This window comes from Janthinobacterium sp. Bl 1, assembly GCF_058215535.1.
Map to the genome: position 1 here is coordinate 847,582 of NZ_CM177086.1, position 13,255 is coordinate 860,836.

Here is a 13,255-nt window from a genome sequence, read left to right on the forward strand (position 1 = left end):
TCTCGTTCGGGATATAGGGTGAGAGCCACCCTTATCCATTGAACTTATGCACGCTTTTTCCCGTTTTTCCCATGAGTAGCCACAGCAGCCAGGCCGGCCCGATCAGCCGGATACTGCAGCCCATCCGCGGGCGCCTGATCGCCGCCGCCGTGCTGGCCGGTATGGGTTCCATGCTGACCCTGGTACCGCTGGCCGGTATTGCGCACATCGCCAGCATCGCCCTGGCCCCTGCGGCCACGCAGCTTGGCATCTGGCCCACCATTCTCGCCAGCGTCGCCTGCCTGTTTGCCGGCATGGCCCTGATCACGCTGGGCGAGCTGGCCGCGCATCTGGCCGACAACCGCCTCACCCATCAATTGCGCCTGCAAGCCATGCAGCGCCTGGGGCAGGTGCCGCTGGGCTGGTTCACCAGCCGTGCCTCGGGCGAGGTCAAGCAGGCGATGCAGGACGATATCAATACCCTGCACAGCCTCACCGCGCACTTTTATACGACGACGGGACGCGCCGTGGGCGCCATCGCCATCTCCGTCATTTACTTGTTCGCCATGGACTGGCGCCTGGCCCTCGTCGCCATCCTGCCATTTCCCGGCTTCTTCCTGTTCTTCGGCCGCGCCATGAAGGCCAGTGGCGGCAATATGGAGCAATTTGTCGCCGGCATGGGGCGCATCAACAATGCCGTGGTGGAATTCGTCAACGGCATCCCCGTGGTCAAGGCCTTTGGCGCCACGGGACGTGCGCACGGCAGCTACCGCGCCGCCGTCGATGCGTTTGCCGAGGCGTTTGCCGCGTTTACGCGCCCCCTGGTTGGCTCCATGGCGAATGCCAATGCGCTGATCGCGCCCGTCGCCGTGCTGGGCGTGGTGGTGCTCGCCGGTACCGTGTTCGTGGCGCTGGAGGCGATGGCACCCGTCGATATCCTGCCGTTCGCCCTGGTGGCGCCCGGCATTTCCGCACCGATGCTGTTGCTGCATTACCTCACGCATGACCTCAACAATGCCACGGGCGCGGCCCAGCGCGTGCAAGCCTTGCTCGACACGCCCGTGCTGGCGCAGCCGGCGCCAGGCCAGCAGCAGTTGCCAGTCGGTACCGAGATTCGCATGGAAAATGTGGGCTATGCCTACGATGGGCAGAACAAGGTGCTGTCGGACATCACGCTGACTTTGCAGCCCGGCACGGTGACGGCCATCGTCGGCGCTTCCGGCTCCGGCAAGTCGACCCTGGCGCGGCTGCTGCTGCGCTTTTTCGACCCGACCGAGGGGCGCATCACCTTGGGCGGCGCCGACCTGCGGCACATCGCCACGCCCGAGCTCTACCGGCGCATCGGTTTCGTGCTGCAGGAAGTGCGATTGATCCACGCCAGCGTGCGCGAGAACATTGCGCTGGGTCGTCCATCGGCCAGCACGCACGAGATCGAAGAGGCGGCGCGCCTGGCGAACATTCACGAGCGCATCCTGGCCTTGCCGCGCGGCTACGATTCCGTGGTGGGCGAGGATGCGCAGCTGTCCGGCGGCGAGTTGCAGCGCGTGAGCATCGCCCGCGCCGTGCTGCTCGATCCATCCGTGCTGGTGCTCGATGAAGCGACGGCCGCAGCCGACGCGGAAAACGAAGTGGCGATCCAGGATGCGCTGTCGCGCTTTGCTCAAGGCCGCACCCTGCTGGTGATCGCGCACCGGCTCGACACGGTCATGCATGCAGACAATATCGTCGTCGTCGAGAACGGCGCCATCGCCGAGCAGGGCAGCCATGCCGGCTTGCTCGCCCACCAGGGCCGTTATGCGCAACTATGGGCGCTGGGCGGCTATCAGGATTCTCAGGAAGATGCGGTGCTCCCATGCTGAAAACGTTTATTCAACTGCTGGGCGATGATGCGCCCGTGTTCCGCCGCTATTGCGCCATGGCGCTCGCGTATGGCGTGCTCAGCGGACTGACGATCACGGCGCTGGTATTGGCTCTGGGCCGGCTGCTGGCCGGCGATGCGGGCGGCGCGGCCCTGTGGCTGATCGTGCTGCTGGCCGGGCTGGTCGCTTGCTGGGCCTGGCGGCGCCAGGTGGAGAAAGCGGGCGTGCGCGTGGGCGTGACGGTCTTGCAAGGGGCGCGCCAGCGCCTGGGCGACCACGTGGCGCGCCTGCCCGTCGGCTGGTTTACGCCGGAGAATACGGCGAAGCTGGGCCACGTCATCACGCAAGGCATGATGAACGTCGCGCAGCTGCCTGCCCACGTGCTCACGCCCGTGATTTGCGGCGCCGTCACGCCCGTGGTCTTGCTGGCCGCGCTGTTTGCGCTGCATTGGCAGCTGGGCGTGATCGCGCTGCTGGCGCTGCCCCTGCTGGCCGGCGCCTTGCGGCTCACGGCGCACCTGGGCCAGCGCGCCGACGATGCCTACCACCATCATTTTGCCCAGACCAGCCAGCGCCTTGTGGAGTTTGCGCAAGCGCAATCGGTGCTGCGCGCCTTCAATGGTAACGGCGGTGGCGCAGCTGACGGCGGCACGCGTTTCCTGCAACAAGCCATCGACGAGCAGCGCCACGCGGGCACGCGGCTCATTTATCTGTCGGCGCTGTCGTCGGTGCTCAACGCCTGGACCGTGCAAGCCATCTTCGCCGTCTTGCTGGCCGTTGCCGCGAGCCTGCTCGGTACGGTAGCGGTGGCAGACGCCATCACCGTCATCGTGGCATTGCTGCTGGTGGTGCGCTTTGTCGACCCGCTGCAGGAAGTGGCCAGCTACGGCGAAGTGCTGCGCGGCGCGCGTGGGCCGCTCGATGCGGCACGCGATATTTTCGCCGTGCAGCCCTTGCCGGAAGCACACAAGCCGCAAGCGCCGCGCGATGCTTCGGTCGAATTGCGTGGTGTGCACTTCCGCTATGCGCCGGACCAGCCCGACGTCTTGACGGACATCAACCTGCAGATTGCGCCGGGCAGCATGACGGCACTGATCGGCGCTTCCGGTTCAGGCAAGACGACCCTGGTGCGCCTGATCGCGCGCTTCTTTGACGCCAGTGCAGGCACGGTGCTGGTGGGTGGCGTCGATGTGCGCGACATGTCCAGCGAGCAATTGGCCGGCCAGATCAGCCAGATCTTCCAGGACAGTTATCTGTTCCAGGGCAGCATCGGCGACAACATTCGCATCGGCAAGCCGGAGGCGACCGATGCCGAGGTGCTGGAAGCGGCGCGCCAGGCTGGCGTGGCCGAAATCATCGCCCGCTTGCCGCAGGGACTTGCGACACCGGTGGGCGAGGGCGGCGCGCGCCTGTCCGGCGGCGAACGCCAGCGCATCGCCATCGCGCGCGCGCTGGTCAAGGATGCACCGATTCTGCTGGTCGACGAGGCGACGGCCGCGCTCGACGCGGAAAACCAGGCCGCCATCGCCGAAGCGCTGGCGCGGCTGCGCGGCAAGCGCACGGTGATCGTCATCGCCCACCAGCTGTCGACGGTGGCCATGGCCGACCAGATCGTCGTGCTCGATGGCGGCACCCTGGGCGAGCAGGGCGCGCCAGCCATCTTGCGCGCGCAGGGCGGCCTGTATGCGCACTTCCTGGCCCAGCGCCAGGCGGCCAAGGGCTGGCGCATCGCCGCGCCTGCGCGCCAGCCTGGAACGGAGTCCGGCATTTGACACACGCGCGTCTGCTTTTCCTTTTCGTGCTGCTGTGCTGCGCCTCCTTGCTGGTCGGCGCCAGGCAGATGGAGTGGGCACAACTATTGTCATCGTCCGGCGCGCTGTCTGCCGCTGCTTGGCTGACCCTGACGGCCAGCCGTCTGCCCCGTTTGGCGGCGCTGGTGCTGACGGGCGTGGGCCTTTCCGTGTGCGGCGTCATCCTGCAGCACATCGTGCGCAACAAATTCGTCGAGCCGGCCACGTCGGGCGGCCTCGACGCGGCCAAGCTGGGCATCCTCGTTGCGCTGACCGTGGCGCCGGCAGCGGGCACGGCCGGCAAGATGGCGTTCGCGCTGGCCTTCTGCCTTGCCGCCAGCGTACTGTACGTGGCCCTGATCCGCCGCATCCGTTTCAAGAACACGATACTCGTCCCCGTCATCGGCCTCGTGTATGGCGGCGTGCTCAGCGCCGTGGCCGAGTTTTATGCCTACCGCAACAACATCCTGCAAAGCATGCAGGGCTGGCTGCTCGGCGATTTTTCGCGCATCGTGCAGGGCAACTATGAAATCATTTATCTGATCCTGCCCATCGTTGCCCTCACGTATTTGTACGCGCAGCGTTTTACCGTGCTGGGCATGGGCGAGGACATGGCTACCAGCCTGGGCCTGAATTATGCGGGCACGGTGGCGCTGGGCCTGATGCTGGTGGCCGTCACGGTGGCGGCCACGGTGATCACGGTGGGGGCCATTCCGTTCGTCGGACTGGCCATCCCGAATCTGGTGGCCTTGCGCTATGGCGACAGGCTGGAGCGCACCCTGCCCATCGTCGCGCTGTGCGGCGCGTCGCTGCTGCTGGGCTGCGACATCGCCGGGCGCTTGCTGATCTACCCATTCGAAGTGCCGATCGGCCTGACGGCCGGTGGCGTGGGCGGCCTGCTGTTCCTCATCCTGATCATCCGGGGGCGGCGATGAGGCGCAGTTTGAACCAGCGGACGCTGTGGCTGGCCGTGTTTGCTTTGGCGCTCGCTTTCCTCTTCCTCGGCGCCAATCTCGACTTCGATTACGTCATTCCCAAACGATTGTCGCGGCTGGCCGCCATCGCCATCGGCGGCGTCTGCGTGGCCGTGTCGTCGATTGTGTTCCAGACCATCGCCGGCAACCGGATATTGACGCCGGCCGTCATGGGTTATGAAGCCGTGTACCTGCTGCTGCAATCGCTGCTGATCCTCGCGATGGGCATGCACAGCGTGGTGCTGCTGGGACAGAACGGCAATTTTGTCGTGTCGATTGCGCTGATGCTCGCGTATTCCTGGGCCATCCACTCTTGGCTGTTTCGTGATGGCAAGAACAACGTGTATTTTCTGCTGCTGCTGGGTTTTGTGCTGACGATGGTGATCGGCACGTTGACCCAGTTCATCCAGCTGCGCATCAGCCCCGGTGAATTTGCCATCTTGCAAGGCTTCAGCCAGGCATCGTTCAACAAGGCGCAACCTGCACAATTGCTGTACTCGGCCCTGTTGGCGGGCGCCGCCTGCGTGGCTGTCGTGAAAACTTTGCCGGCGCTCGACGTGCTGGCGCTGGGGCGCGAACAGGCGATCTCGCTCGGCATCGATTACCGGCGCATGGTGCGGCTGCAGCTGGCGCTGATCGCCGTGCTGGTGGCCGTGTCGACCAGTCTGCTGGGCCCCACGGCCTTCATGGGTATCTTTGTGGCGAACACCACGTATGCCCTGGCCCGCACGGGGCGTCACCGCGCCACCTTGCCGCTGGGCTGCGCCATCGCCATCGTCATCTTCCTGGCCGCCCAGCTGCTGGTCGAGCACGTTTTCAACTACCGGACCACGGTTGGCATCCTCGTCAACCTCGTATGTGGCGCGTATTTCCTCGCGCTCATGGTCCGCACCCGGGGTACCGCATGATCCACGTCAACCATATTGAAAAAAGCTACGGCGCCAGGCGTGTGCTGGACAACGTCAGCGTGCAGTTTCCCAAGGGGAAAGTGACATCCCTGATCGGCCCGAATGGCGCCGGCAAGACCACCTTGCTGATGCTCATCGCGCGCTTGCAGCAAGCGAATGGCGGCGAGATTGCGATAGACGGGCGCAGCATCGCGGCCATCAAGATCCAGGACTATGCGAGACTGGTGGCCACCCTGCGCCAGTCGCCCGATTTTCATTTGCGCCTGACGGTGGAAGAGCTGGTCGCCTTCGGCCGCTTTCCCTACAGCCGGGGTAACTTGACGCGGCAGGACCGGCAAGCCATCGACGAGGCCATCGCCTTTTTGTCGCTGGACAATCTGCGCTTGGCCTACGTCGATGAGTTGAGCGGCGGCCAGCGCCAGATGGCCTTCCTGGCCATGACGATCGCCCAGCAGACCGATATTTTGCTGCTCGACGAGCCGCTCAATAATCTCGACATGCAGCACGCCGTGCAGATCATGCGTGCGTTGCGCCGCCTGTGCGACGAGCAGGGCCGCACGGTGATCCTGGTGATCCACGACATCAATTTCGCCGCCAATTATTCCGACCACATCGTTGCCATGCAGGACGGCGCCGTGCGCTTTTCCGGCCCTGCCGACGAGGTCGTCACCGAGGCACGCTTGCGATCGTTGTACGGCATCGATTTTCACATCGTGCGCAATGAGCGCGGCTGCGTCTGCAATTACTTTACCCCCACAGGAGCTTGAGATGATCTGGAACAAATCCCGTCTGGCGCTGGCCGTGCTGCTCGCCGCCATGGCCGCCCTGCAAGGCTGCACCGACAAGGTGGCCACGGCGCCGCCGGCGCCTGCCGCATCCGCATCGGAGCAGGCATTTACTCCCGTCACCATCGTGCACAAGCTGGGCACGACGGTGATCCAACATCGTCCGCAGAGGGTGGCCGTGCTCGACATGAACGAAGTCGATTTCCTCGACCAGCTGGGCGTGCCCGTGGCCGGCATGGTGAAGGATTACGTGCCGCATTTCCTCAGGCGTTACAAGGACGACGCGAACATCCGCGACCTGGGCGCCATCGTGCAACCCAATCTCGAGCATATCCACGCGCTCCAGCCCGATCTGGTGCTGATGACGTCGATTCAGGCCAACCATTACAAGGAACTGAGCCAGATCGCGCCCACCTTGCATTTCGACGTGGATTACCAGAACAGCGAAAGCAAGCATATCGAGGTGGTCAAGCAGCACTTGCTGACGCTGGGGCGTATCTTCGGCAAGGAAGACATTGCCAACCGGAAAGCCGCAGGACTTGACGCCAAGGTGGCGGACGCGCGCAAGGTGACCCTGGACCGTCCCGAGAAAGCGCTGATCGTGCTGCATAACAATGGCGCCTTCAGCTCATTTGGCGTGCAGTCGCGCTACGGTTTTGTCTTTGATGCGCTGGGCGTGAAACCCGCCAGTTCGGCCATCGAAGCAGGCTTGCATGGCCAGCCCATTTCCAGCGAATTCATCCAGCAAGCCAACCCCGACATCATCTATGTTGTCGACCGTACGGCCGTGATGGAGCACCGTCCCGTCATGACGGCCGAACAGATGGCCAATCCGCTGCTGCGCCAGACCAAGGCCTGGAAGAACGGCCGCGTCGTCTTCGTCGATGCGGATGCCTGGTACATCACGGCGGCCAGCGTGACGTCGCTGAAACGGGTGATCGGCGACGTGCTCAAAGGTTATCAATAATATTTTCGTAATGATTCGTATTTAGATTGAGGGTTTTGCCTTTTCGTTCGGGAGATAGGGTGAGAACAAGCAATCATCCCATCTGAAAGGATTTACTGTATGACACACCGCATGGCAACGCGCCACCTTCCCGCCTTGAATCTGAGCCGCATCGCCACCGCCGTGCAACTGGCGCTCATCACGGGCTTGACCGTGGGGGCGCTGGGCGTGGCGGCCCCGCCGGCCTTTGCGCAAGCGGGGGCGGGCCAGGCCCGGCAAGCGTTCAGCGTGCCGGCCGGTGCGCTGGGCTCGGCGCTCAACATTTTCGCCGCCGAGGCGGGCGTGGAATTGACGGTCGAGGCTAGCCTGTTGCAAGGCAAGAACAGCGCCGGCCTGTCAGGCAGCTACAGCGTGCCCGAGGGCTTTTACGAATTGCTGCGCGGCCACGGCTTGCAAGCCGTGCGCGAGGGCAATGGCAGCTATACGCTCCGCCGCGAAGCGGCGCACAGTGCCGCCGCCGAGGCCGCCGCCACCATGCCGGCCGTGACGGTATGGGGCAAGGGCAACACGGTGACGGATGCCTATGCCGGTGGGCAAGTAGCATCGGGCGGCCGCGTGGGATTCCTGGGCGACAAGGATTTCATGGAAACCCCGTTCAACACCATCAGCTATACGGATAAATTCATCGAAGACCGGCAGGCGCGCGACATCACCGATGTGATTTCCGCCACCGATCCCACCGTCTTCAGCAGCGGCATGACGGGCATCATCGGCGAGAATTATTCGATACGGGGCTTCAGCTCGAATATCGGCGACGTCGCGTTTGGCGGCTTGTACGGCATCTCGCCCTACTACCGCACCTCGCCTGAAATGTTCGAGCGCATCGAGGTGCTGAAGGGACCGTCAGCATTGCTCAACGGCATGCCACCGGGCGGCTCGGTAGGCGGCAGCATCAATCTCGTGCCCAAGCGCGCGGGTGATACGCCGCTGGCGCGCGTGACGGCATCGTACATGTCGGACGCGCAATGGGGCGGCCATGTGGACCTGGGACAGCGGTTCGGCGAGCATAAACAGTTCGGCATCCGTGTCAACGGCGTCTACCGCGATGGCGAGGGCGCCATCGACCATCAGAAAAAGAAGACCAAGCTCGTTTCCGTGGGCCTGGACTGGCGTGGCAACGGTGCGCGCCTGTCCGCCGACCTGTACCACAGCGAGGACCGCGCCGACGGCTTGAACCGGGGCGTCAACCTGGCCCCCGGCTTGCCCGTGCCGCGTCCGCCGAAAGCGGAAACCTTGTTGAATCCCAGCTGGGCGTTCTACGATACCAAGGACAAGGGCGCCATGCTGCGCGGCGAGCTGGACCTGAACGGGCAAGTGATGGCGTATGCCGCCGTGGGCGCCAGCCGGGCCGACTACCAGTCGACGGGCGCGTACCTGATCCAGGTGTTCAACACGGCTGGCGACTACCGCACCAATCTTGCCGACCTGGGTTTTGATGTGGAAAAGCAGTCGGCGGAAGCGGGCTTGCGGGGCAAGCTGCGCACGGGCGATATCGGCCATCAATGGGCCGTCAACGCCACGTATTATCACCACACGGACAAGCAGTACGGGCGCAGAAATACCCTGGCAAAAGACTGGATCACGAATATCTATAACCCAGTCTGGGGTCCGGCGACGCGCTTCGAGGCGCCGCAAATTTCCAAGGCGGAACTCCGCCTGGCCAGTATCGGCCTGGTCGACACGCTTTCTTTTGCGCAAGACACCGTGCAGCTGACGGTGGGCTTGCGCCGCCAGGAAGTGCTCAGCGATAACTTCAACATCAAGACGGGCGCGCGCACCTCGCGCTATGACGAAGGCGCCACCACGCCGGCCGTCGCCCTGCTGGTCAAGGCGAGCAAGACGATTTCCCTGTATGGCAATTACATCGAAGGCTTGAGCCAGGGCGCCACGGCGCCGTTGACGGCGGCCAACTCGGGCGAGGTCTTTGCGCCATACAAGTCGAAGCAGGCGGAGCTTGGCTTCAAGGTCGACCTGGGCGAGTTCGCGCATACGGTCAGCATGTATGAAATCAAGCGGCCCAGCAGCTATGTCGATCCCGTCAGCAATATCTTTTCCTTTGGCGGCGAACAGCGCAACCGCGGCATCGACTGGGGCTTCTTCGGTTCGCCCCTGCGCGACGTGCGCCTGATGGGCGGCGTGGCGTATGTCGACCCGGTCTTGAGCAAGACGCCGGGCGGCGCCAACCAGGGCAAGCAGGCAACGGGCGTGCCCAAGCTGCAAGCCAAGCTCGGTGTCGAATGGGACACACCGGCCATCCCCGGCGTGACCCTGACGGCGAATGCGACGGCGGCATCGAAGCAATACATCAATGCCGACAATTCGATGTCCGTGCCGGGCCGTACCGTGTTTGACTTGGGCGCCCGCTATGCGACGAAGGCGGCGGGCCGGCCGTTGACCGTGCGCGCCAGCGTGACGAACGTCGGCAACAAGGCGTACTGGGCGCTGCCGCAATGGACCAGCCTGGGCCTGGGCGCGCCGCGCACGGTCATGCTGTCGGCCACGACGGAGTTTTAAGCCATCCCGCCGTTAGTCGTTCGCACCTCGCGCCAGGCTGTCCGAGCGCCGCCACGTCCACATCAGGCCGATGCCGGCCGAGGTGCCGCTGTTCTGGCGCAGCAGGGGGCTGGCGCGGTTGGCGGCGCCTGAGTAGTTGTCGTAGCGTAAGAAGGCAAAGGCGCGCCAGTCCTGGTGCAGCCGGTACGAACCGCCCAGACCCAGCCGCGTGAGCATCAGCCCGCTTTTTGCCGCATACGCTGGCCGCTGAGCGGTGGCAAACGCGGGGCTGACGCCATAAAAATAATCATTGATGGCGGAATTGCCCAGTACGGCGCCCAGGCTGGCGTCGACATGCCATGCCTGCTGTTCGCCTTGCAGCGCGTAGACGAGGCGCGGCTCGAACGTGGCGCCCTGGCGGCGCAGGCCGCCGCGCGCTTCGATGACGGTGCGCAACGGTAGTTCCAGGCCCAGGCGGCTGTGCTGCGTCGGCTCGGCCAGCTTGATTTTCAGACGCGGGCCAAATTCCACCAGGGTGCCCAGGTCGGGCATGCCGCGCCGGGCCGGCACGTCGCTGGAGCGGGCCGGCAAGGACAGGGCAAAACCGATATCGAAGTCGAGGCGGTCCGTATCGAGCAGGCGCGCGCCCACGCCCGAGCGGTCGGCGCGCAACACTTTTCCGCGATAAATCAGATAGGGCAGGGCCAGGCTGCGCGTCGAGCGTTCGCTGGCGCCGGGATAGGCGGGCGTGACGGCCGTGCCGCCAAATACGCCCGCTTCCCATAAGGGCAGCGGTGCTTCGGCGGCTTGCGCCGGCGCCATGGCGGCGAAGAGGGCGCAGGCGGCCAGCACGGTGCGGGCGGTGTTCATCAAGGGACTCTGCAAGGTTTGCCGGCCTGTAGCGATTCCAGCGCCTTGTCGCTGAGGGCGCTCGATTGGCCGCCTTTCTTGGCCAGCGCGATGGCGCGGCGGAAATGAAAGGCGGCCGCGTCTTCGCGGCAGGCGGCGCTGGCGGCGCGCCCCGCCTCGTGATGCAGCCGCGCCTGCCAAGCGAGATCGCCATGGCCCAGTTCGGCATTGCCGGCGGCGTCCGCGTAGTTGCGCATGGCTTGCGCCCAGTCGCCCTGGCTGGCCGCTTCCCGCGCGAACTGCTCCTGTTGCGCCGCCGTGCGCAGTTCGATTTGCGTGGCGCAGGCGCCCAGCGCCATCGGGACGAACGGCAGGACGAGGCAAGACCGGAAGGACAGGAGTGTGGACATGGCGCCACTGTAGCGCATGGGAAGGGGCGCACGTTTGCGCTGAACGCGTGAATCGGGGCTTTTTTGTAGCACTGATGACATATAATTTGCACACGACTTTGTTATCTTTGACACATCACCGAACAGGAGCACCATGTTTTCACGTAAATTTCATTCTTGTGCACAGCTGATGCTGGCTACCTTGCTGATGGGCTTTGTCGCGGCCTCGCCTGCGCGTGCACAACAGGCTGCCGTCAAATTGCCGAACGTGGTGATCCTGGCAACGGGCGGTACCATCGCCGGCAGCGGCGCCGACAGCACCACCACCGTCGGCTACACCTCGGCCACCGTGGGCGTCGAGCGCCTGATCGCGGCCGTGCCGGAACTGAAGAAAGTGGCAAACGTAAAAGGCGAGCAAGTGTTTCAGATCGCCAGTGAAAGCATGGGCAACAGCCACTGGCTGACCCTGGCCAAGCGCATCAACGTGCTGCTGGCCTCGAACGATGTCGATGGCGTGGTCGTCACGCACGGCACCGACACCATCGAGGAAACCGCGTATTTCCTGAACCTGACCGTGAAAAGCCACAAGCCGGTCGTGGTGGTGGGCGCCATGCGTCCGTCGACGGCCATCTCGGCTGACGGCCCGATCAACCTGTACAACGCCGTGTTGCTGGCCGGTAGCAAGGAAGCCGTGGGCAAGGGCGTCCTGGTGGCCTTGAACGACCAGATCAACGCCGCGCGCGAAGTGAGCAAAACCAACACCTCGACGACGGATACCTTCAAGTCGCCGGAACTGGGCATGCTCGGCTACATCCAGGGCAGCAAGCCTTTCTTCTACCGCCAGTCGACGCGCAAGCACACGCTGGAATCGGAATTTGACATCAGCAAGCTCGATGTTCTGCCGCAAGTGGACATCGTTTACGGCTATGCCAACATGAACCGTGTCGGCATGGACGCTTTCATCGCCGCTGGCGCCAAGGGCATCATCCACGCTGGCGTGGGCGATGGCAGCGTGGCCGCGCAAATGAAGCCGGCCCTGGTGGAAGCGCGCCAGAAAGGCGTGCTGATCGTGCGTTCGAGCAGAGTCGGCCAGGGCATCGTGGCGCGCAATGGCGAAGCGAACGACGATGAACTCGACAGTGTCGTGTCCGACACCCTGAACCCGCAAAAAGCCCGCATTCTGCTGATGCTGGCCCTGACCAAAACGAACAGCACACAAGAAATCCAGCGTATTTTCTACACGTATTAATCACTGCTACGCCACACTCAGCCTTATTGGCTCAGTGTGGCTGATTTACGCTTGCCCGCTTTGCTGCCATACTTCGCTTCTGAATAATTTCCTGACAGAAGCAGCAACACTGTCTCCGGTTCATGGCCATCCTGTCCGACATCATTCTGTATCCCATCAAATCGTGCGCCGGCATCCATTTGCGCGAGGCGGTCCTGACGCGTTCAGGGCTGATGAGCGAGCACGTGTTCGACCGCGAATGGATGGTGGTCGATGAGCAGGGCCGCTTCCTGACCCAGCGCGAGCATCCGCGCATGGCGCTGATCGTGCCGTCCATCAAGGCCACCACCCTGGAATTGCGCGCACCGGGCATGCTGCGCCTGGAAATCGAGCTGGGCTTGCCGCATCCGCAACACTCGCCCATGCTCGACGTGCAAGTGTGGGACGATTGCGTGCGCGCCTACGATTGCGACGACGTCACGGCCACCTGGTTTTCCAACGCCATCGGTGTGCCGTGCCGCCTGGCGCGCTTTCACCCGGACGTGGTGCGCGCCACCAGCACCAAATGGACGGACGGCATTGCCGCCGAGACCATGTTTGCCGATGGCTACCCGGTGCTGATCGCCGGCGCCGCTTCGCTGGCCGACGTGAATGACAAGCTGCGCGCCGCCGGCCGTGAAGCGCTGCCGATGAACCGCTTCCGCCCCAACCTCGTCATCGGCGATATCGGCGCCTTCGAGGAAGACTACGCCGACTTCCTGCAATTCGGCGCGACCGTGCTAAAACCCGTCAAGCCGTGCTCGCGTTGCCCGATTCCGTCGGTGGACCAGGCCACGGGCGTGCCCGGACCCGACCCGCTCGACGTCATGCATGGCTATCGCGCCAAGCCCGAGCTCGACGGCGCCATCTGCTTCGGCATGAACGCCATCGTCACCGAAGGCGGCGATGAGCGTATCGTGGTGGGGCAGGACATCGGTTTCGAACTGGCATTTTAA

11 protein-coding genes are annotated in these 13,255 nt (G+C 64.2%); 9 read left to right on the plus strand and 2 right to left on the minus strand.

Annotated elements, in window-relative coordinates:
* Positions 1-71: 71 nt before the first annotated feature.
* The 7 genes from AC4BCN_RS03825 to AC4BCN_RS03855 all read left to right on the plus strand — a co-directional run bounded on the left by AC4BCN_RS03825 (position 72) and on the right by AC4BCN_RS03855 (position 9,815).
* Positions 72-1,838: an ABC transporter ATP-binding protein gene (locus AC4BCN_RS03825; RefSeq protein ID WP_490492599.1), complete on the plus strand. Its 1,767-nt coding sequence runs from the start codon at positions 72-74 to the stop codon at positions 1,836-1,838.
* Positions 1,832-3,610, plus strand: coding sequence for an ABC transporter ATP-binding protein (locus tag AC4BCN_RS03830; RefSeq protein ID WP_490492600.1), 1,779 nt, complete (start codon positions 1,832-1,834; stop codon positions 3,608-3,610). The genes AC4BCN_RS03825 and AC4BCN_RS03830 overlap by 7 nt, the downstream gene beginning before the upstream one ends.
* Complete coding sequence (locus AC4BCN_RS03835) at positions 3,607-4,563, plus strand: ABC transporter permease (protein ID WP_490492601.1); 957 nt, start codon at positions 3,607-3,609, stop codon at positions 4,561-4,563. Before AC4BCN_RS03830 ends, AC4BCN_RS03835 begins: the two co-directional genes overlap by 4 nt.
* Entirely contained in the window at positions 4,560-5,510 is a 951-nt protein-coding gene (locus AC4BCN_RS03840; RefSeq protein ID WP_490492602.1) for an iron chelate uptake ABC transporter family permease subunit, read from the plus strand. Before AC4BCN_RS03835 ends, AC4BCN_RS03840 begins: the two co-directional genes overlap by 4 nt.
* The gene (locus AC4BCN_RS03845) at positions 5,507-6,277 is read left to right on the plus strand and encodes an iron ABC transporter ATP-binding protein (protein WP_490492603.1); all 771 of its coding nucleotides are present in this window, start codon (positions 5,507-5,509) and stop codon (positions 6,275-6,277) included. Before AC4BCN_RS03840 ends, AC4BCN_RS03845 begins: the two co-directional genes overlap by 4 nt.
* A 1-nt stretch (position 6,278) precedes the next feature.
* Complete coding sequence (locus AC4BCN_RS03850) at positions 6,279-7,262, plus strand: siderophore ABC transporter substrate-binding protein (RefSeq protein ID WP_490492604.1); 984 nt, start codon at positions 6,279-6,281, stop codon at positions 7,260-7,262.
* A gap of 99 nt (positions 7,263-7,361) precedes the next feature.
* Positions 7,362-9,815 (plus strand): TonB-dependent siderophore receptor, encoded by a 2,454-nt coding sequence (locus tag AC4BCN_RS03855; protein WP_490492605.1) that lies wholly within the window; start codon positions 7,362-7,364, stop codon positions 9,813-9,815.
* Positions 9,816-9,827: 12 nt separating this feature from the next.
* On the opposite strand, the gene AC4BCN_RS03860 is transcribed toward AC4BCN_RS03855, so the two are convergent.
* Together AC4BCN_RS03860 and AC4BCN_RS03865 are read right to left on the minus strand one after the other, a co-directional pair.
* Positions 9,828-10,664, minus strand: a complete 837-nt coding sequence (locus tag AC4BCN_RS03860) for a MipA/OmpV family protein (RefSeq protein WP_490492606.1) — start codon at positions 10,662-10,664, stop codon at positions 9,828-9,830.
* Entirely contained in the window at positions 10,664-11,053 is a 390-nt protein-coding gene (locus AC4BCN_RS03865; RefSeq protein ID WP_490492607.1) for a hypothetical protein, read from the minus strand. The genes AC4BCN_RS03860 and AC4BCN_RS03865 overlap by 1 nt, the downstream gene beginning before the upstream one ends.
* 133 nt (positions 11,054-11,186) lie before the next feature.
* Here AC4BCN_RS03865 and AC4BCN_RS03870 point away from each other — a divergent pair, with 133 nt between their 5' ends.
* The gene (locus tag AC4BCN_RS03870; protein ID WP_139092215.1) at positions 11,187-12,281 is read left to right on the plus strand and encodes a type II asparaginase; all 1,095 of its coding nucleotides are present in this window, start codon (positions 11,187-11,189) and stop codon (positions 12,279-12,281) included.
* A 122-nt stretch (positions 12,282-12,403) separates the two neighbouring features.
* The gene (locus tag AC4BCN_RS03875; RefSeq protein ID WP_128141113.1) at positions 12,404-13,255 is read left to right on the plus strand and encodes an MOSC domain-containing protein; all 852 of its coding nucleotides are present in this window, start codon (positions 12,404-12,406) and stop codon (positions 13,253-13,255) included.

Excerpts from the sequence above, each read along its gene's own strand:
- AC4BCN_RS03825 (WP_490492599.1), top strand. The coding sequence starts at position 72 with ATGAGTAGCCACAGCAGCCAGGCCGGCCCGATCAGCCGGATACTGCAG.
- AC4BCN_RS03830 (WP_490492600.1), top strand. The coding sequence starts at position 1,832 with ATGCTGAAAACGTTTATTCAACTGCTGGGCGATGATGCGCCCGTGTTC.
- AC4BCN_RS03840 (WP_490492602.1), top strand. The coding sequence starts at position 4,560 with ATGAGGCGCAGTTTGAACCAGCGGACGCTGTGGCTGGCCGTGTTTGCT.
- AC4BCN_RS03845 (WP_490492603.1), top strand. The coding sequence starts at position 5,507 with ATGATCCACGTCAACCATATTGAAAAAAGCTACGGCGCCAGGCGTGTG.
- AC4BCN_RS03850 (WP_490492604.1), top strand. The coding sequence starts at position 6,279 with ATGATCTGGAACAAATCCCGTCTGGCGCTGGCCGTGCTGCTCGCCGCC.
- AC4BCN_RS03855 (WP_490492605.1), top strand. The coding sequence starts at position 7,362 with ATGACACACCGCATGGCAACGCGCCACCTTCCCGCCTTGAATCTGAGC.
- AC4BCN_RS03860 (WP_490492606.1), bottom strand. The coding sequence starts at position 10,664 with ATGAACACCGCCCGCACCGTGCTGGCCGCCTGCGCCCTCTTCGCCGCC.
- AC4BCN_RS03865 (WP_490492607.1), bottom strand. The coding sequence starts at position 11,053 with ATGTCCACACTCCTGTCCTTCCGGTCTTGCCTCGTCCTGCCGTTCGTC.
- AC4BCN_RS03870 (WP_139092215.1), top strand. The coding sequence starts at position 11,187 with ATGTTTTCACGTAAATTTCATTCTTGTGCACAGCTGATGCTGGCTACC.
- AC4BCN_RS03875 (WP_128141113.1), top strand. The coding sequence starts at position 12,404 with ATGGCCATCCTGTCCGACATCATTCTGTATCCCATCAAATCGTGCGCC.